We start from the raw sequence: 17,459 nt of genomic DNA, 5'->3' as shown, positions 1-17,459 counted from the left end.
AGAACAAGTTTGATGATTTGTCTTCCGCATCATGGGAAGTTGCTGGACGCTGTGAAAAGCAGAATGACAAACAATTGAAAGCGGGGAGACAACATGTTAGCAGAAATATTGCATACTTTACCGCAAGTACTCCTAGACGGATTAACATTAGGTGCGGTATATGCTATCGTCGCACTTGGCTATACGATGGTATACGGAATTCTAGAATTGATTAACTTTGCACACGGTGAAATTTTTATGACCGGCGCCTTTATTGGAACAGCCATTTTTCTAGCAATGGCAGGATTTGGTTGGATTGGAGCAATGCCGGCAATCCTTGCGCTTGTTCTAGTGCTTGTAGCTTCATCTGTATTGACAGGATTTCTAGGAATGGGAATTGAGAGGGTCGCTTATCGACCGCTTCGGAAGGCGCCAAAACTTATTACACTTATCACAGCAATTGGGATTTCATTCTTGCTTCAGGATATTGTGCGTTTTATTACAGAGTTAAAGCAAGGGAACTATATCATTACAGCTCCGTCTTTATTTACCAATCAAGTTACAATTCAAGCATCTTCTATGAGTTCAATACTTAATAATGCACAAATTAAGTCATCTTCGTTTATTCTCATTGTGATAGCAATCGTGATGATGGTTGCGCTCGATTTCTTTGTTAACAGAACAAAATGGGGTATGGCGATGCGCGCGGTGGCACAGGATCGTGAAACAGCAGCGTTAATGTCTGTAAACGTGAATAAGGTCATTTCTCTTACGTTTTTTATCGGCTCCGCTCTTGGCGGTGCAACAGGTGTCTTGTTTGCTGTACAATACGGAACAATCGATCCGTATATCGGCTTTATTCTTGGTATGAAAGCTTTTACTGCCGCGGTTATGGGCGGTATCGGCAACATTCGCGGCGCGATGGTTGGAGGAGTTTTACTTGGCGTAATCGAGATGTTCGCGTCAGCTAACTTATCGGTGCTTACTCACGGCGTGTTGGCAGCAGAGTATAAGGACGTTTTTGCATTTGCGATTTTAATTATTGTACTGATCTTTAAGCCTGAGGGACTCTTCGGTAAAGCAGTTACAGAGAAAGTGTAGGTGAGAGCAGATGAAAACTTTGCTGGGACAATTAAAAGAACATAAATTACTGCAGGTGATTTTACTCGCCCTGTACATTGCAATTACTTCTCTTAGTCTATATTTAGCCGAAAAATCGGTTACAGCCTTTTTGCTTCTATTATTCTCTCTCTTACTGCTATACTATACAAATTTTTCAGTGAAGGTAAAGTGGGCGGCAGGATTGTTCGTAATGGTTGTACTGCTGCCGTTTACGGCAAGTGCCGGTCCGGCATATGAATCATATATGGAAGTAGCGACCTTAGTTGGGATTTATGTAGCAATGGCTCTCGGATTAAATATTGTAGTCGGTTTTGCTGGACTTTTAGACTTAGGCTTCGTTGCCTTCTTTGCAGTTGGTGCTTACACGTACGGTATTTTCGCGACAGGACAAGCACAGAACTTCATGCCGTTTGGAGAATATCCGCTTGCAGGCGAAAGCTTCTGGATCTTCCTTGTGATTGGCGGCTTCGTTGCCGCATTATTTGGTGTGCTGCTAGGGATTCCGGTTCTTCGTGTAAAAGGTGATTACTTAGCAATTGTAACGCTTGGCTTTGGTGAAATTATCCGGATTGTGTTCAATAATCTAGACAAGCCGGTTAACATTACAAATGGTGCAATGGGTCTTTCTTCGATTCAGGCGCCGTCCTTGTTTGGTATTACCTTGAACAATTCGAGTCAGTTTTATTTCGTCGTTATAGCTATTTTGATGTTCGTTATTTTTGCAGTCAGACGTTTTGAGTATTCTAAAATTGGCCGCTCTTGGAAGGCTGTACGCGAAAATGAGATTGCTGCGCAAGCGATGGGAATTAATCTCGTACGTACGAAGCTGCTTGCGTTTGCCATTGGAGCTTCCTTCTCCGGCATGATGGGTGTTGTGTTTGCCGGCAAACAAACTTTTGTTGATCCGACAAGCTTTACGCTCATGGAGTCAATCACGATTCTTGTTATGGTAATTTTAGGAGGTATGGGCAGTGTGCCAGGTGTTATTTTGGGTGCTGCTATGATGACCATTTTGAATTTGCAAGTACTAACAGAGCTGACAAATTGGCTGAACCAATTAAGCCAATCCGGTGCTTTGGCAGTTCCCGAGGCTTTGTCTCCAGCTAAAATGCAACGTTTTATCTTTGGCGGTATCTTAATTATTTTTGCAATCTATCGTCCGCAAGGGCTCATTCCGGCCAAGAATCCGGCCTTTAACGAAGCAGAGCTAAAAGGAAGCGTAAAGGCAGCGCCAGTGGAGAAGGCGGAAGATAAAGCATTTGGTGCTTAAGGAGGAAGGAACATGTCAATTTTAACAGTATCCAATTTGACGAAGCGATTCGGCGGTGTTGTTGCTGCGAAAGGTATTTCAATGACAGTAGAAAAAGGATCAATTACTGCAGTGATTGGTCCGAACGGTGCCGGAAAAACAACGTTTTTTAACATGATTACGGGTGTGTACACATCGCCATCAAGGTAATTTTGTGTAAGGCGACTTTTTGTTAAATTCTATTGCACTTCTAGAATATATAACTTGAACTATTTAAAAATTGGCATACCAAATAAACCCCCACGGGTGAAGTTTTTTTTGCTTAAGCCGCTTGGTTGTCAGACATGGTATACTGATATACGACACCCAATATATCAAAGACTGTTTTCTTCTCGTACCTATGAGATTTTCGCCCGTTACGCTGTAGGAGGTTGAACAGGCGAAGTAGAATCCTTGATATTTCTGTGGTGTCTTTTTCCATGGCTTTATGTAAAAGAGGGAAATAATCCATAATCATATACATTGCTTTATATTCACTTAGCTCCCGTTTTTTCTTCACAAGAAGTAACTGCCGCATTTGAAACATCGTAGAAGAACAAAGTAAGATGGCTATTAATTGGCCATACAAATGACACTCTAATCGCTCGCGCTTCACCTTTTTACAATGATCAATCTGAAAGAACGATTTCCATATTTTGAACAAAATTTCTATTTGCCAACGTAAGGAATACAAATCATGGACATGTCCCGTCGGGACAATATCAGTAGAGGTGTTCGTCGTATATACATTTATCCCACTCAACCGTTTACTACGAGGAGAATACGTCATCCCTTTCTTTTTCTCACGAACTGCTTGATCTTGTAGGCGTTTTTTCTGTTGTTCTTCTGTAAGACGATGAACAATGACACGAGCCGGCAATTTTTCAGCCATTCCAATATAGGCGTCTGGTATTTCATAGGTTTGTCCTGGTTGCAGAGTGTTCATCAGGTCCTCCATATCTAGTTGGATATACTGAGATCCTTTTTTGATTCTTCCATCTTGAAAATACTCAGGATTCGGATTTTTCTGGTATACGCGTGTATTAGATTTGATACGAGAGATATAGTATGCTTGCTGCTCTTGTATGTGTTGAAGATCTTTGATATGAAAATAGCCTAAATCCCGTATGCACAAGTCCTTTGCTTCTACAGAAGGTACACAGAGAGAACCGTAGGTACGATCGTGTTGTTTACCCGGCCCCATATGAATATGAAGGAATTGTCCACTTAGAAGATCATATTCCAATTGAATCTTAATACCAGCCTTATGGCTGCATCCTCCAGCCCCTGGATAGACGGATGCAAAAACATTTGGCAGTTGAAATGCAGTGGAGTCTAGTATACGAATCCGCTGAAAAGTAGTTGCATACTGAGGTGAAAATATTCTTGATGCAGATAGCTTTTGGGTGAGGAGCTGAGTTAATATGTGCTGTAAAAACTCTACAGCGTTGGTATTAAACCGTTGATTGAGTCCTTCAGGACTCATAAGTATGCCTGTTGCTGCTTCTAAACCGCTACATAACTGGGTCAAGGAGGTTTGAGCCACACTCTGACTTATCCATACACATAAAGCTGCTAGATCTTGTGCTCGATATTTACTGGTTCGTTTTACAAATCCGACTTCTTTAGCTACATGTTGTAAATGAGTTGGTGATACATGTCGTTGAAGCTCTTCTGCAAATAGCTGTAATTCTTGAGATACAGAACACGTCATACAAAAATGCGCCATCCTTTCCATGGTGATAGAGAAAGAATAACGCATTTTTTTCGTTTTGGGGGTATTTAATTACTTTACCTTGATGGCGATGGGGTGTGTACAATCCGGATGAGGGAGAAATTATGCTTGGAAACCAATCGCTTGTTGGCTTTAAGCCGCATGATATTTCAAAGCTTGGAATTGCCCGTACCTTTCAAAATATTCGTTTGTTTAACAGCATGACCGTACTTGAAAATGTGATGGTTGGCTTGCATAATCATTTAAAAAGCGGGCTGTTTGGAACGCTGCTGAATTTACCGAACGTTCGCCGTGAGGAAAAGGAAGCGCAAAAGGAAGCCTATCGTTTGCTTGAATACGTTGGATTAGCGCAATTTCTAAATGAAGAAGCGCAAAATCTATCGTACGGTGCACAGCGGCGCTTAGAAATTGCTCGTGCCCTTGCCGCAAGGCCAAAGGTGCTATTGCTGGATGAGCCGGCAGCAGGAATGAACCCGAAGGAAACGAAAGAGCTGACAGATTTAATTTATCGCATGAGAGAAGAGCTTGATGTGACGATCATTTTAATTGAGCATGATATGAAGCTAGTTATGGAAATTTCTGAGCATATTATCGTTCTCGATCACGGAGAGAAAATTGCCGAAGGAGGGCCTCTCGATATCCGCAGCAATCCGAAGGTTATCGAAGCATATCTCGGAAAAAGCGCGGTCACGCAGTAAGGAACGGGAGGGAATTTTATGTTACAGCTTGTAGACGTAAATGCATATTATGGCGGAATTCATGCATTAAAAGGATTAAATGTAACAGTAGAAAAAGGCGAGATCGTTACGCTAATTGGCAGCAATGGAGCAGGGAAATCCACTACGTTGAAAACGATTAGCGGGCAGGTCATCCCTAAGACGGGACAAGTGTTATTCCATGGAAAAGATATTACGAAGCAGCCGCCGCATATTACGGCGTTGTCAGGAATTGCGCATGTTCCGGAAGGCCGCCGCATTTTTCCGCGCTTAACGGTACTTGAGAACCTGGAAATGGGTGCTTTTTCAGTAAAGGATAAGAAGATTATTAAGGATCGGATGGAGCGAGTATTTCATTACTTCCCGCGTGTAAAGGAACGACTCGACCAAAAGGGCGGCACGATGAGCGGCGGTGAGCAGCAAATGCTTGCAATCGGTCGTGCGTTAATGAGCCAACCGGATTTGCTCATGCTAGATGAGCCCTCTATGGGACTTGCACCGATTATTGTAGAGCAAATCTTTGAGATTATTACAGAATTGAACAAAGAAGGCATGACGATTTTGCTTGTGGAGCAAAATGCTTATCAAGCGCTTCAAATCGCACATCGCGGCTATGTTATCCAAACGGGTGAAATTAAAATGGTTGGCGAAGGAAAAGTATTAATCAATGATGATATTGTAAAAGAAGCGTACTTGGCTTAAATCAAGCATCCTCTCCGTAATGGAGGGGCTGTTTGTCTTTGGAAAAAAGATATTGGGGAAATAACGGCTCATAAAGAAAAGAGAAATAAAATTGTTTGATTAAGGAGGAGAGATTATGGAGCATCTTCTATTCGTATACGGAACGCTTCGAAAAGGCGAGAAAAACCATTATTTGATTCGCAAGGCGAAATGTGTGAAACAAAACGCGTACATATTTGCAGCAATGTATGATACAGGAGATGGGTATCCGGCTATCATGTTAGATGAGAGCCAGAAAGTGATTGGGGAGTTATATAAGATTGACGATGAGATGCTGCAGATAGTGGACCGTCTAGAGGGCTATCGGCCTGGAAGAAGCAAAAATTTGTATGAAAGAATACGTATACATGCTTTTGTGGAGGACGGGACATACGAGGCGATTGTATATGTTGCAGGTGCTTCGCTCAATAGTTTAAAAGAGCATATTCAGAGCGGAGATTGGATACAGTATAGGAAGCAAAATATCTGATTTGTTGATCTATAAAGTTTCTGTAAAGGAATGCTTGTTTCTTCATGTGCTCTATGGTATGATGATGAAGCGATGAGCTGAATTGCATAAGTCGAAGAGCATGCTTTTAAAGCAAAACGTATGGATGTGGCCTTACGGTTCTTCGCCGCAATACGCAGGCGCCTATATATAGGCGCCTTTTTATTTTGGATTTTTTCTAACTAAATGTTCGATTTGCGGCTTATGCACGCTGCTTTCCTCTCCGTTCCGGCTGCTTCTTGTGCTATAAGATCATAAAGGATTAGGATCATGTGTTTGACTTGCAGATAAGCTAGATCTGAATGGAAGGACATATTAGACGGGTGTTAAAATTTCATGTAATGTAATATGTAACATTCAGTTTATACATACTTGAAAGCATGCATTTAATGGTAATCATAATAAACCATTAAATATACACTTTTTTGTTTTGTTAGGAAATTGGAATAATTTATATAAAGTCAAGCAGAATTTGTTTATCAGATCTTAGAGTTCTTCGTACAAAAGAGGGCCTCAATAATAATTTGTTTGCTTCAATCCTAACTTTAATATGTTTGTACCAGAACTATTTTGAAATTTTTTACATGTAATATAGCATAACTTTTAAGGAGAAAATTTTACAATGAATGATGATCGTTATAGATTTAATTTAAGAACACAATTTAGTTTTAATGTTAATGATAATACACTGAACTGTATTTTAAGCGACATTGCTAGACAAGGTGTGAATATTACTGCTTATCAACAAGCTCCTTTAAAAATCAATTGTTGTATTTACAATATGGTTAGGCTTGTAGTCGGCAGCACTGATTCTGAGAGTGAAAATGATCTTCGTGTAGTAAAAGATATATTGGAAACTTTAGGTATTAAATTTCATCAAAAAACAGTTATTCAAGTGCTTATACCTGATGTTCCAGGTCAAATTAATGCTATTTTTGGAGCATTATGGTGTAAATTACATGTTAAAGCGATATACATCGGGGCGGATAATCGATTCTTTTTAGATGTATCAGATATTGAAAAAGCCATAGGAATTTTATCACAAAAAGAGATCAAACAATGCTCTAGATATTACAAGATTTAAAGTTATTGATTTTAGGATGATGACAAAATGAAATCATGCTTTGTAGAAATTTTTTCTTACAGGTAGATCTTTACAGATGCTTCAAGCATGATAAAAGACTGTATTTTCTTCGAAGGCATCTTTACCAGTGTGAATGTGATTAGGAAAAGGAGCGTTAGCGAGCAGGTGGCGCGCAGTTCAAAGGGTGTCGTAAACTGGAACAGGGAAGTTATTGCAACGATAGGACAACTTACTGTATAATGTCAATAGTTTAAAACAAGTGAATCGTAAGATATGGGTTTTTCTGATTCTACACAAAAACGGATATATACAAGGGTTAAACCCTTAATAATACTAGGTTTGTCTGGAGGAACACAATTTGATTCAAGTAAGCAATGTAAGTTTACGATACGGTGATAGAAAATTGTTCGAGGATGTAAATATTAAGTTTACACCAGGAAATTGCTACGGTTTGATTGGTGCAAACGGCGCTGGAAAATCAACGTTTTTGAAAATTTTATCTGGTGAAATTGAGCCGAATACAGGTGATGTAATTATTACGCCTGGCGAGCGTCTTGCTGTTTTGAAACAGAACCATTTCGAATATGAAGAGGTTGAGGTTCTTAAAACTGTTATTATGGGTCATACCCGTTTATGGGAAATTTCTCAGGAAAAAGATGCTATTTATATGAAGGAAAACTTTACAGATGAAGACGGTATGCGTGCGGCAGAGCTTGAAGGCGAATTTGCCGAGCTGAATGGCTGGGAAGCTGAGTCCGATGCAGCAATTCTTTTAAAAGGCTTAGGTATCGGTGAAGATCTTCACTATAAAAAAATGGCTGAATTGTCAGGGGCAGAGAAGGTAAAGGTATTGCTGGCGCAAGCTCTATTTGGCAAGCCGGATATTTTACTTTTGGATGAGCCGACAAACCATTTGGACATGAAGGCTGTTCGTTGGCTAGAGGATTTTCTGTTAAACTTTGAAAATACAGTAATTGTTGTTTCCCATGATCGTCACTTCTTAAATAAAGTATGTACACATATGGCGGATCTTGATTTTGGCCGTATTCAAATTTATGTTGGCAACTACGATTTTTGGTATGAGTCCAGTCAATTGGCTCTCAAAATTTCACAGGATGCCAACAAGAAAAAAGAAGAGAAAATTAAAGAATTGCAGGCATTTATTGCACGATTCAGCTCGAACGCATCAAAGGCAAAGCAAGCAACTTCTCGTAAGAAATTGCTGGATAAAATCACGCTTGATGATATTAAACCATCTTCTCGTCGTTATCCGTTTGTAGGCTTTACGCCAAACCGCGAAGTCGGAAACGATTTGCTGCGTGTAGAAGGATTGACGAAAACGATTGATGGTGAGAAAGTGCTTGATAACGTGAGCTTCACAGTGAATAAAGGTGATAAAATCGCGTTTGTTGGCCGCAGCGAACTTGCACATACAACATTATTCAAAATTTTATCAGGAGAAATGGAGCCGGATGCAGGTTCCTACAAGTGGGGCGTGACAACTTCTCAAGCATACTTCCCGCGGGATAACTCTGCCTACTTTGAGAATTGCGACTTAAACCTAGTAGAATGGCTTCGCCAATTTTCTCCGGAGGATGAGTCTGAAAGCTTCCTTCGCGGATTCTTAGGTAGAATGTTATTTTCTGGAGAAGAAGTGCTTAAGAAAGCGAGCGTATTGTCAGGAGGCGAAAAGGTTCGCTGTATGTTATCGAAAATGATGCTCAGCGGCGCGAACGTGCTTCTATTCGATGATCCGACAAACCATCTTGACTTAGAGTCTATTACAGCGCTCAACAATGGTTTAATTAGCTTTAAAGGCACGATGCTGTTTACATCACACGATCACCAGTTTGTTCAAACAATTGCGAACCGTATAATCGAAATTACGCCAAACGGCATTGTGGATAAGCAAACAACATATGATGAGTATCTAGAAAACAGCGAGCTGCAAAAAACAATAGAACAGATGTATGCATAAATCGTACCAGATAATAAATCAGGAGAATTATTCTATCTGAGCTGCGTAACTATGGAGAGACACCTTTTTTACAGGTGTCTTTTTTGTTTTTTAATTATTTTTTTTCGTGCCTGCTGTCTTCAACGTCAGTTTCGGGCATTCCATACAATCCATTCATCTCTTGTTCATCCATATCAAGACCAATGGCATTTTCACTTCGAGTTCGATGCAGCATCTTATTTTTATTACCATTTTCTTCTTCTTTTCCAGAGTACAGATTATTCATATATATATCACCTCCAATTTTTAAAATGCCCAAACAATAAAATCATTATGCAAACTAAGCATAATGATTTGGACAATTCTAATGGAGTATGAGTACTTTTGAGCATGACAAAAAGGCTTCGGGTGAGGAAGCCTTTTTGTTTAGGGTTGTGTGTGAAATGGATAATATTTCACATTCTTAGTGTACCTGAAGTTGGGTAAATTATACAGACATTTCTCTAACATGTAACCTAGTTTCATTTAGAGAAACAGGATATTTTCCCTTTCGTTCATATCCGTTTGGTTTAATGAGCCAAGCTAAACAATGCTTTAATATGTGATAAGTAACGAATATTGCTTGCTTCCTTCATTAGGGATGCTGGCAGCCCTTTGAGTTGAGTGGAGTTTGCTCCAATTGTGGCCACAGCATCTTTACGACCTAAGCTTGCAAGTGTTCCTGAGTTTACTGGGTTAAACTCTTCAAATGTTTTGTTTTCTAAGTATGCAAATAAGTTGTAGCCGATAAGTTCGCCCATTTGCCAAGCAATCTGTGCAGTAGGCGGGTATGGACGGCCATCTGGAGCGAAAACAACGGCACAGTCACCAGCAACAAACACATCTTCATGAGAAGTAGATTGAAGGTAGTTATTAACAGTTGCACGTCCGCGATTCACTTCAAGGCCTGATTCTCCTACTAGAGGGTTACCTTGTACTCCGCCTGTCCAAACAAAGGTATTAGTTACAATCTTCTGACCATCCTTTAGATCAACTACATTTCCCTCAACATTTGTTACAGGAAGACCCAATAGGAATTGAACGCCGCGTGCTTCTAAGCTAGTCTGTGCACGTTCAATTAGCGTATCCGGTAGAACTGGAAGGATCTTTGGACCTGCTTCTACAAGAAGGAGCTTCACTTCTTTAGGATCGATTCCATAGCTTCTTGCAAGCTTAGGCAGCTTGTCTGCAATCTCGCCAACAAGTTCAACGCCTGTCAATCCGCCGCCGCCGATTAAAATAGTAGCATCGGCCTCATTTTTCGTTTTCGCATATTCACGAAGGCGACCTTCAATATGTTGGTAAATTTTATTAGCGTCCTCTACTGACTTTAACACGAGGCTATGTTCTTCAAGTCCTGGGATACCGAAATAAGCAGTTTTGCTTCCTAAACCAACAACAAGAGCATCGTATGTTAAAGTAGAACCATCTGCAAGCTTCACTTCTTTTTTGTCTACTGAAAAAGAAGCAACCTTTGCGATCTTAAGATTGATATCCTGTCCTTTGAAAAGTTTCTCCAATGGGATAGATACCGCTGGCTCAGCAATGCTTCCTGCTGCAAGACGGTGCAGCTCCGTGATGATTTGGTGTGTTGGGTACTCGTTTATTACTGTAACTTGTGCATCAGCCTTACTTAAATATTTTCGAACGTTTAATGCTGCTAGAAGCCCCCCATAACCGGCTCCTAAGATGACGATATGCTTTGACATAGTTTATCCTCCGTCCTTACTCATTTAAATGTAAAAAGAATTATTTTTGGATATTGCGTTCTCTACTTACTTGAAGATAAGCGTTTACAAAGCGGAAAAGCTTCTGTACTTGTGGATCTTTGAGCATCTTTAAAAGACCGAAAAGACCGATCACTTCATTGCTCTCCTCAGCACGATCTTTAGCTTCTATAGCAGTGGCTGCGATGTTTTTTACAGTGCCTGTTACAGGATCCATAATTTCTTGGATCGCTCCAACTGTATCGCTCTTTAATACTTCATCAGTGGCAACTGATTGCGCAAACTCATAAGACTTAGTCAATATACTTACAAGCTCAGTCAATTTTGGCAGCTGCTCTATTAAGACAGTCAGAGATTGCTGAACCTCTGGTTTTAATAGCTGATCCAGTACATCAAGTTGTTCCAAGTTGGAAGATAAATTCGGCAATGCTTGTTCTTCTTTTGTTTGAGTCATTGTTCCTGACATATCCAATTCTCCTTTTTAAAAACTATATCGCTTAAATTTTGTGATTAAAGAAAAAGACCTATCTTGCGTAGGATTTTCCCAACCCTTAAGAGCTCGAGATCATTTTGATATCTCGAAAAATTTAGAAGCATACAAAATAAATCTTAAAATAAATCTCAAAATAAGTCTACTTTTAAATTTATCTTTACCAGTGATTCTTTAATTATGTCGTATTTTTAGAAGCATTGAAAACTTTTAGGGAGATTTAGGGCTCATCACGTAAGGCGCTCTATGAGATGTCTTAAGCAGCCATAATAATGAAGCATTAAGTTTATTTTGTTGAAATTTGTCGATGGAATCGAATTCACCTCTTGTCTAAATTGTTGAAATGAATTAATATTTAAAATATTAAGAAAATTATTTCACGATATGGAGGAGGCGTTTAGAATGAAAAAGAAAAAGGGTCTATCCCTACTGTTATCCGGTGTGCTCACAGTAGGTCTATTGGCAGGGTGCGGAACAAAAGTTAACACAGAAACAGCATCTGATAAAGGTGCAGGCGGCAAGGTAATCAAAATCGTTACACAATCTCCACTTTCCGGCGGCTCTGCTTCCTTCGGTGAATCAATGAAGCTTGGTGCACAGCTTGCAGTAGATCAGCAGAAGGAGGAATTTAAGAAGCTGGGCTTTGATTTACAGCTTGTACCATACGATGATCAAGGTGATCCGAAAAAAGGGGTAGCAAACGCGCAAACAGTTGGTGCTGATAAACAAGTGCTTGGCGTAGTGGGACATCTTATGTCGGGCGTATCTATTGCAGCTTCTGAAACATATGAAAAATACAAACTTATCATGGTATCTCCATCAAGCACTGCAGTAGAATTAACAGAGCGTAATTTAAAATCGGTAGCACGTCTGGTAGCACGCGATGATTTCCAAGGTCCTGCAGCTGCGAAATTCGCTGTAGAGAAAATTGGCGCGAAAAACATCTTTATCATTCAAGATAAAACAGCTTACGGAACAGGTCTTGCAGATGCGTTTAAGAAAGAAGCTGAAAAATTAGGCGCAAAGGTTCTTGGGTACGAAGGTATTACAATAGGCGAGAAGGACTTTAACGGCGTATTAAATCAAGTATTGGCAAAGAAGCCTGACTTAGTATACTTTGGCGGTCTGTATGCAGAAGGAAGCATCTTGGTGAAGCAGGCTCGTGAAAAAGGTATTGATATTCCGATTATGGGCGGCGACGGTATCGATTCTCCGACAATGGCTGAAATTGCAAAAGATGCTTTGAAAAATACGTATTACACAACAGTTGCGACATCTCCAAATTCTACAGAGGAAGGCAAGAAATTCGCGGCAGACTACAAGCAAAAGTTCAATAAAGATGTAGAAGCATTCTCAGCATATGGCTATGATGCTGCAAGTGTTATCCTGCAAGGAATTAAGGATGCAATCGCCAAAAACGACGGCAAATATCCAACTCGTGAGCAAGTTCGTGATGCGGTTCGAGGTGTAAGCGACTTTAATGGTGTTATTACGAAAATTAGCTTCGATGAAAAAGGCGATAACAAATACGCAAAAGTGTACATCAACAAGTATGAAGGCGGCACATATCCTGGCAAGCAGGAAGGCGAAGTGAGCAAGTAAGACAGAAAAAGAGGGCCGACCCAAAAGGTACGTAATGTGCCTTTTGAGGTCAGCCTTTTTTAGTCCGCTAAAAAGCCAAAACAAAAGAACGGCTTTTTTTTACATCAAATGTACAAAATATAAAACGCAGTGAATGTTTCATAACAATGTAACACAAGAGAGAAACTAACCCAAATAACTATCTTGGAGGGAACCATGCGACAGTTTATTTTGGCGTTAGTATTGTGTACGGCATTCATCATAAGCCCAAATCAAATTCAAGCTGATTCATCAGCGCCCCTTCCTTGCAGCGTAATATTGAATCCTCTTAACAAACAGGACAAAAATGCAAAAGGGGTAGCTTTGGTGTACAAGGTAAAACTGACGCCAAGCTTCCCGCGGACAAGTATAAGCATCCATGCTCTTCATTTACCCGATCCAAGCATTTTGGGCAATTATGATAGGTATGAAGGGTTTGCATTTATTCCAAATGAAATCAGTTGGCGTTTTAAACTTTATCCTTCTGAGGAAGAGGGCAGCCCCACTTGGGCAGGGAGAATCGACAGTATTACTGCAGAAATGAAAGATGTACAAATACAAGTGCGTCCTTCTAACTCAACAACCGAGAAATTAGGACCGCCAATTCTGACGAATAGTATAAAAGCCTGTAGATAGAAGTGCGTTCATGTAACTTACTATAAGCAATCTTATGGCGGCTTGTCTAATGTTAAATCTTATTGCCCAAGCATGGATCTGGTAACCGTAATCAAATCAGCGCCGGTTATTTTTGCTGCCTGAAATCTTTTTCTTATTCCAATGGTGTATTGTATAACCTGGTTTATTAGCATATTATTGTGGCTTTATTCATCGTAATATAAATGTAATATGCGACATTATTTTATTGTGATATAATATTTAATGTAGCTATTAATAATGGGAAAAAAGGAGCGAGTACATTGAATACAGAAAAAGCCGCAATGATGGATTTGCATGTTGAAGATGCTGAGTTACTCAAGGTACTGGCTCACCCAGTACGACTTGGATTAGTGGAATTTATGTTAAATCAAGGTCCTGCAAATGTAACTACACTGTATGAGGAGTTTGAAATGCCGCAAAGCACCATCAGTCAGCACTTAGCAAAGATGAGAGCAGCTAAGGTCATTGCAGGAACTCGAAAAGGCTTAGAGATTTTTTATGAAGTAATAGATGAGCGAGCTAGAGCTATCCTCAAAGCAATTGCAGCATAATATTGTGAGTATTGCCACATAGATCAACCTAATAAAAATAAACTATCCCAAAACGGTAAAATTGAGCAATTTGTGCAAAGTCTTTGTTTTGGGGTAATTGTGAATTCTTAGTTTGATGAGTATGGGGTACTGCCAGCAAAAGGCGGATGTATCCCGTTAAGGATATTCCAGAATTAAAAATCCCAATTTCTCAGTGATATAAATGAGAAATTGGGATTTTAATTGTTCAATAATTGTGCTGATTGGAGAAAATGAAGTTGGCAAAATTTTAAACCATGTCTAACCGGGTTGCTAACGATCATTGTATAAGGCTGTGCGTCATTTGCTGCATCCGCATGAGCTATAAATTTGGTTCCGGCTGCGGATTTTGTGAGCTTTTTCGTCTGATTCAGTGTTTTAGATCCCAAAATGCTGTTTCAACAGCTTTTTGAATTTCGCGTCGTCAATTTTCTCTTTTGTAACGATTCCATCAACCCATTGTGTAAATGAGGTGTTTGTTAATGTTACATTTCCGCCATTTGTCAGTTTTGTGATTAGCGGATTTTTGTTAAATGGAGATTCTTGATGTTCAGCGATGATCGTTTGGAGCTCATTAAATTCCGATACATCGGTTACAGGCCTCTTGGAATCGAAGGCATATCCTATTTGCCAATCGGTATCCTTATGTTTTAATTTCATTTCAAAAATGTAGTCTCCATGTTCACTAGCCCCTTTTTTTATCCGAAATTCCCCATTATTGGAGGTTACAGTCTCCCCGGTTAAAGGAACAGGTTTTAATGGCAAATTCCCTCCAAAGCCCGTATCTATTAAATACGTTTGTTCCTCATGGGTTATCAGAATAGTGACATGGGTTCTTCCCAGGGGAAGATACTCTTGGCCAGTATTGTTGTAAACAACCCCGCGTGCCAGCACTGCGTTAAAACCATTTTCGATTAAGAAGAAATAGAAAAGCGAATTTAATTCATAACAAAGGCCGCCTGCTTTTTTTACCAGCATTTTATTGATTAAGTTTTCTTTAGTGATCTCACTGATGTTATTTTCAATAATACATAAATTTTCAAAAGGAATGTTTTGGGCGGTTTTTTCAAGAACATTATCCAATGTGCCAAATGTAATAGTTTCGGTTTCTGGAATCCCGATTCTTTTACGAAATAAAGCATCCAGCGTACTCATTAGTAATTCCTCCAAAAGTAGTTCTTCAATTAATTTATTCTTCTATCACAGAGGCGATGAGGATTTCATCCAGTAAAATTACCCAAAAAGATACCCATCGTTAGTAGAGTATCTTTTTGGGAATAACGCCTCAAAAATCGGATTGGGCCAGTTTCTTAGAAAGTTCCAGATTCCAGAAAACCGTTTGCTCGACCGGTAATCGGGCGGACGGACGAGCTGGTGCAGCCGCCTTGCCGATAGCGACCAGCATGACCGGAACATACCGCGCAGGGACGCCGAATGCTTCGACGAATTTATCGGCGTCGTATCCGCCCATTGGGCACGAATCAAGGCCTTTCGCCTTCGCGGCAAGCATGAGCTGCATCGCGGCCAACGATGCGTTGCGGATTGCTTCATCGCGCGGAGCGGTCGGTACATTGGCATACGCGTATTCAATTTGGCCGAGCAGGTTCGCCTTGACTTCCTCGGACAGCAGTCCGGCTTGCACGTCCGGTTCAAAGACGGCTTCGGCGTTCAGATTGGCTTGAAGGTCTCCCAGTATGGCGATGACGACAGAGGCCTCGACGACTTGTATTTGGCCGTAAGCAATAGGAAGCAGCTTAGCTTTAGCCGTCTGGTCGGTGATGGCGAGAAACTTCCAATGCTGAAGATTCCAAGCCGACGGTGCGCTATTCGCAATCTCCAGAAGCTCCTTAATTTCCTGTTCGCTCAGTTTGTGCGCAGCGTCATAATGTTTGACGGAATGACGTTCCCGAACTACGGTGAAAAAGTCGGTTTGTACAGTAGGTGACATTTCACAAGCAACTCCTTAATTATTTACTGTATTTTCAGCAATGGGCCCTCAGGTTTACACTTATCGAGGCCGATTTGCCATGTTAAGTTTTTAAAACTAACTTCTGACAACTATGGTGTCCGCCATCTTTAAATTATCCTTGCCGCAATTAATGGGCGGTTGAATAATCGGCCGCAATGCTGCAGGTTTTCAGTCTGCTCTATCATGCTTCTGCACGGTCAGCCTTGGTCATTCGCTTGGTTGTCTTTTTTCGTCCAAAACGATTTGTTCCCATAACCCCCATTATAATTAGCACCGAACCGATGATATGGTACATCGTAATTTTTTCCCCGAGAAACATCGCCCCGGCCGCAATAGAGACGATGGTCGATAGATTGGCGAATACGCTTGTTTTTGACGCTTCTATTTTTGACAAGGCGTAGTTTGCCGTCAGTGCTGTGACGAGTGAGGACATTACTCCCAGGTAGAGGATCGACACGATAAAAGTACCGCTGGCGAGCGGTGCGAACAGGTGGCCGAGCGTCCCGGCGGTCACATGGCCGGTAAGCGAAACAGCCAGAAATACGACGAATCCGATCCCCAACATTAAATAGCTGATTTCCATCGGACTAAAAATCCTCAAAAGCGACCGGGCCAAAACGCTGTATCCGGCAAAGGCCAGGCACGACAAGAACAACAGGAAAATCCCCGTCATGTTCGACAAATCGATGCTGCTCCCCTTCATCATCAAGATGAACACAACGCCGAATACCGAAAGGAAGATCGACAGCTTCTGCAAGGCGGTGGTTGCTTCCTTCAAAAATACAGAGGCCAGTAACAGCGTTAAGACCGGTGTGAAGGCGTACAAAATGCCGCCCTCGGCCGAGGTGGCGTGCTCCAGCCCGAACGTTTGCAGCGTGAAGAAGCCCAAGGGGTACATAGTCGCTAGCAGCAACACTTTGTATAGCGGCTTGCCGCGGTATTTAAGTTTAATCCGGCCGCACGCAGCCAGGATCGACATGACCGCAAACGAAGCAGCAAAACGGTACGTCAGCGTATCGATCGGATGGGCGTGCTCGAGTGCCATTTTGATAAACAAAAACGAAAATCCGATTATCGCTGCGTTTAACACGGCAGACAAATAAGCAAGTTTCAGTTCTTTTTGGTTTGTCATCGCATCTTCCTCTCTGCAATAGCCGGGATTATGTTCGCGAACGTTTTATCCCTTACATGAAAAAGGTATGACAAAATGCTGATCTGAACAATGCCTTTTTGCTGAAAGTGTATCGATACAGTTGGCGAGGCCAAGTATAATGAGTAG

Annotated in this window: 16 protein-coding genes and 2 pseudogenes; 11 read left to right on the top strand and 7 right to left on the bottom strand. The window is 40.9% G+C overall.

Features of this window, described 5'->3' with window-relative positions:
- Window positions 1–93 precede the first annotated feature (93 nt).
- From AC6HZ4_RS17440 to AC6HZ4_RS17430, 3 genes and pseudogenes are all read left to right on the top strand, one after another.
- Window positions 94–1,080, top strand: a complete 987-nt coding sequence (locus AC6HZ4_RS17440; protein WP_497490928.1) for a branched-chain amino acid ABC transporter permease — start codon at window positions 94–96, stop codon at window positions 1,078–1,080.
- 10 nt (window positions 1,081–1,090) lie between these two features.
- The gene (locus tag AC6HZ4_RS17435; protein ID WP_497490927.1) at window positions 1,091–2,371 is read left to right on the top strand and encodes a branched-chain amino acid ABC transporter permease; all 1,281 of its coding nucleotides are present in this window, start codon (window positions 1,091–1,093) and stop codon (window positions 2,369–2,371) included.
- Between the two features lie 12 nt (window positions 2,372–2,383).
- A pseudogene (locus tag AC6HZ4_RS17430) lies at window positions 2,384–2,542 on the top strand (ATP-binding cassette domain-containing protein); the annotation flags it as partial.
- Between the two features lie 130 nt (window positions 2,543–2,672).
- On the opposite strand, the gene AC6HZ4_RS17425 reads toward AC6HZ4_RS17430, so the two are convergent.
- Window positions 2,673–4,103: an IS4 family transposase gene (locus tag AC6HZ4_RS17425; protein ID WP_497490925.1), complete on the bottom strand. Its 1,431-nt coding sequence runs from the start codon at window positions 4,101–4,103 to the stop codon at window positions 2,673–2,675.
- 95 nt (window positions 4,104–4,198) lie between these two features.
- Between AC6HZ4_RS17425 and AC6HZ4_RS17420 the strand changes: the two are divergent.
- From AC6HZ4_RS17420 to AC6HZ4_RS17400, 5 genes and pseudogenes are all read left to right on the top strand, one after another.
- Window positions 4,199–4,822: pseudogene (locus tag AC6HZ4_RS17420) on the top strand (ABC transporter ATP-binding protein); the annotation flags it as partial.
- A gap of 18 nt (window positions 4,823–4,840) precedes the next feature.
- On the top strand, window positions 4,841–5,542 hold the full coding sequence (locus AC6HZ4_RS17415) for an ABC transporter ATP-binding protein (RefSeq protein ID WP_497490924.1): 702 nt from the start codon (window positions 4,841–4,843) through the stop codon (window positions 5,540–5,542).
- A gap of 115 nt (window positions 5,543–5,657) precedes the next feature.
- Window positions 5,658–6,050 carry a gamma-glutamylcyclotransferase family protein gene (locus tag AC6HZ4_RS17410; protein ID WP_497490923.1) on the top strand — a complete coding sequence of 131 codons (393 nt, stop codon included), beginning with the start codon at window positions 5,658–5,660 and terminating at the stop codon, window positions 6,048–6,050.
- 640 nt (window positions 6,051–6,690) lie between these two features.
- On the top strand, window positions 6,691–7,152 hold the full coding sequence (locus AC6HZ4_RS17405; protein ID WP_497490922.1) for a hypothetical protein: 462 nt from the start codon (window positions 6,691–6,693) through the stop codon (window positions 7,150–7,152).
- 358 nt (window positions 7,153–7,510) lie between these two features.
- Window positions 7,511–9,130, top strand: coding sequence for an ABC-F family ATP-binding cassette domain-containing protein (locus tag AC6HZ4_RS17400; RefSeq protein WP_497490920.1), 1,620 nt, complete (start codon window positions 7,511–7,513; stop codon window positions 9,128–9,130).
- Between the two features lie 94 nt (window positions 9,131–9,224).
- Here the strand turns inward: AC6HZ4_RS17400 and AC6HZ4_RS17395 are convergent, their stop codons facing one another.
- The 3 genes from AC6HZ4_RS17395 to AC6HZ4_RS17385 all read right to left on the bottom strand — a co-directional run bounded on the left by AC6HZ4_RS17395 (window position 9,225) and on the right by AC6HZ4_RS17385 (window position 11,341).
- Entirely contained in the window at window positions 9,225–9,395 is a 171-nt protein-coding gene (locus AC6HZ4_RS17395) for a DUF4021 domain-containing protein (protein ID WP_497490919.1), read from the bottom strand.
- A 283-nt stretch (window positions 9,396–9,678) separates the two neighbouring features.
- Window positions 9,679–10,857: an NAD(P)/FAD-dependent oxidoreductase gene (locus AC6HZ4_RS17390; protein WP_497490917.1), complete on the bottom strand. Its 1,179-nt coding sequence runs from the start codon at window positions 10,855–10,857 to the stop codon at window positions 9,679–9,681.
- Window positions 10,858–10,897: 40 nt separating this feature from the next.
- Window positions 10,898–11,341 carry a DUF1641 domain-containing protein gene (locus AC6HZ4_RS17385; protein WP_497490916.1) on the bottom strand — a complete coding sequence of 148 codons (444 nt, stop codon included), beginning with the start codon at window positions 11,339–11,341 and terminating at the stop codon, window positions 10,898–10,900.
- 426 nt (window positions 11,342–11,767) lie between these two features.
- On the opposite strand from AC6HZ4_RS17385, the gene AC6HZ4_RS17380 reads away from it, so the two are divergent.
- The 3 genes from AC6HZ4_RS17380 (at window position 11,768) to AC6HZ4_RS17370 (ending at window position 14,193) form a co-directional block, all read left to right on the top strand.
- On the top strand, window positions 11,768–12,967 hold the full coding sequence (locus tag AC6HZ4_RS17380) for a branched-chain amino acid ABC transporter substrate-binding protein (protein ID WP_497490915.1): 1,200 nt from the start codon (window positions 11,768–11,770) through the stop codon (window positions 12,965–12,967).
- 195 nt (window positions 12,968–13,162) lie between these two features.
- Window positions 13,163–13,621 carry a YoqH family protein gene (locus tag AC6HZ4_RS17375; RefSeq protein ID WP_497490914.1) on the top strand — a complete coding sequence of 153 codons (459 nt, stop codon included), beginning with the start codon at window positions 13,163–13,165 and terminating at the stop codon, window positions 13,619–13,621.
- A 302-nt stretch (window positions 13,622–13,923) separates the two neighbouring features.
- On the top strand, window positions 13,924–14,193 hold the full coding sequence (locus tag AC6HZ4_RS17370; protein WP_497495754.1) for an ArsR/SmtB family transcription factor: 270 nt from the start codon (window positions 13,924–13,926) through the stop codon (window positions 14,191–14,193).
- A gap of 396 nt (window positions 14,194–14,589) precedes the next feature.
- Here the strand turns inward: AC6HZ4_RS17370 and AC6HZ4_RS17365 are convergent, their stop codons facing one another.
- The 3 genes from AC6HZ4_RS17365 to AC6HZ4_RS17355 all read right to left on the bottom strand — a co-directional run bounded on the left by AC6HZ4_RS17365 (window position 14,590) and on the right by AC6HZ4_RS17355 (window position 17,312).
- On the bottom strand, window positions 14,590–15,366 hold the full coding sequence (locus AC6HZ4_RS17365) for an arylamine N-acetyltransferase family protein (protein ID WP_497490913.1): 777 nt from the start codon (window positions 15,364–15,366) through the stop codon (window positions 14,590–14,592).
- A 130-nt stretch (window positions 15,367–15,496) separates the two neighbouring features.
- Window positions 15,497–16,159, bottom strand: a complete 663-nt coding sequence (locus tag AC6HZ4_RS17360; RefSeq protein ID WP_497490912.1) for a nitroreductase family protein — start codon at window positions 16,157–16,159, stop codon at window positions 15,497–15,499.
- A gap of 202 nt (window positions 16,160–16,361) precedes the next feature.
- Window positions 16,362–17,312 (bottom strand): DMT family transporter, encoded by a 951-nt coding sequence (locus tag AC6HZ4_RS17355; RefSeq protein ID WP_497490910.1) that lies wholly within the window; start codon window positions 17,310–17,312, stop codon window positions 16,362–16,364.
- Window positions 17,313–17,459: the final 147 nt, after the last annotated feature.

This window comes from Ectobacillus sp. OTK (genome assembly GCF_059698935.1).
The sequence above is the reverse complement of the archived record's forward strand: the minus strand, read 5'-3'. Positions and strand labels throughout refer to the sequence as shown.

What these genes read in the sequence shown, in the direction of transcription:
- AC6HZ4_RS17385 (WP_497490916.1), bottom strand. Translation starts at nt 11,341, where the DNA reads ATGTCAGGAACAATGACTCAAACAAAAGAAGAACAAGCATTGCCGAAT.
- AC6HZ4_RS17440 (WP_497490928.1), top strand. Translation starts at nt 94, where the DNA reads ATGTTAGCAGAAATATTGCATACTTTACCGCAAGTACTCCTAGACGGA.
- AC6HZ4_RS17360 (WP_497490912.1), bottom strand. Translation starts at nt 16,159, where the DNA reads ATGTCACCTACTGTACAAACCGACTTTTTCACCGTAGTTCGGGAACGT.
- AC6HZ4_RS17380 (WP_497490915.1), top strand. Translation starts at nt 11,768, where the DNA reads ATGAAAAAGAAAAAGGGTCTATCCCTACTGTTATCCGGTGTGCTCACA.
- AC6HZ4_RS17390 (WP_497490917.1), bottom strand. Translation starts at nt 10,857, where the DNA reads ATGTCAAAGCATATCGTCATCTTAGGAGCCGGTTATGGGGGGCTTCTA.
- AC6HZ4_RS17365 (WP_497490913.1), bottom strand. Translation starts at nt 15,366, where the DNA reads ATGAGTACGCTGGATGCTTTATTTCGTAAAAGAATCGGGATTCCAGAA.
- AC6HZ4_RS17395 (WP_497490919.1), bottom strand. Translation starts at nt 9,395, where the DNA reads ATGAATAATCTGTACTCTGGAAAAGAAGAAGAAAATGGTAATAAAAAT.
- AC6HZ4_RS17355 (WP_497490910.1), bottom strand. Translation starts at nt 17,312, where the DNA reads ATGACAAACCAAAAAGAACTGAAACTTGCTTATTTGTCTGCCGTGTTA.
- AC6HZ4_RS17415 (WP_497490924.1), top strand. Translation starts at nt 4,841, where the DNA reads ATGTTACAGCTTGTAGACGTAAATGCATATTATGGCGGAATTCATGCA.
- AC6HZ4_RS17370 (WP_497495754.1), top strand. Translation starts at nt 13,924, where the DNA reads ATGATGGATTTGCATGTTGAAGATGCTGAGTTACTCAAGGTACTGGCT.
- AC6HZ4_RS17425 (WP_497490925.1), bottom strand. Translation starts at nt 4,103, where the DNA reads ATGACGTGTTCTGTATCTCAAGAATTACAGCTATTTGCAGAAGAGCTT.
- AC6HZ4_RS17410 (WP_497490923.1), top strand. Translation starts at nt 5,658, where the DNA reads ATGGAGCATCTTCTATTCGTATACGGAACGCTTCGAAAAGGCGAGAAA.
- AC6HZ4_RS17375 (WP_497490914.1), top strand. Translation starts at nt 13,163, where the DNA reads ATGCGACAGTTTATTTTGGCGTTAGTATTGTGTACGGCATTCATCATA.
- AC6HZ4_RS17405 (WP_497490922.1), top strand. Translation starts at nt 6,691, where the DNA reads ATGAATGATGATCGTTATAGATTTAATTTAAGAACACAATTTAGTTTT.
- AC6HZ4_RS17435 (WP_497490927.1), top strand. Translation starts at nt 1,091, where the DNA reads ATGAAAACTTTGCTGGGACAATTAAAAGAACATAAATTACTGCAGGTG.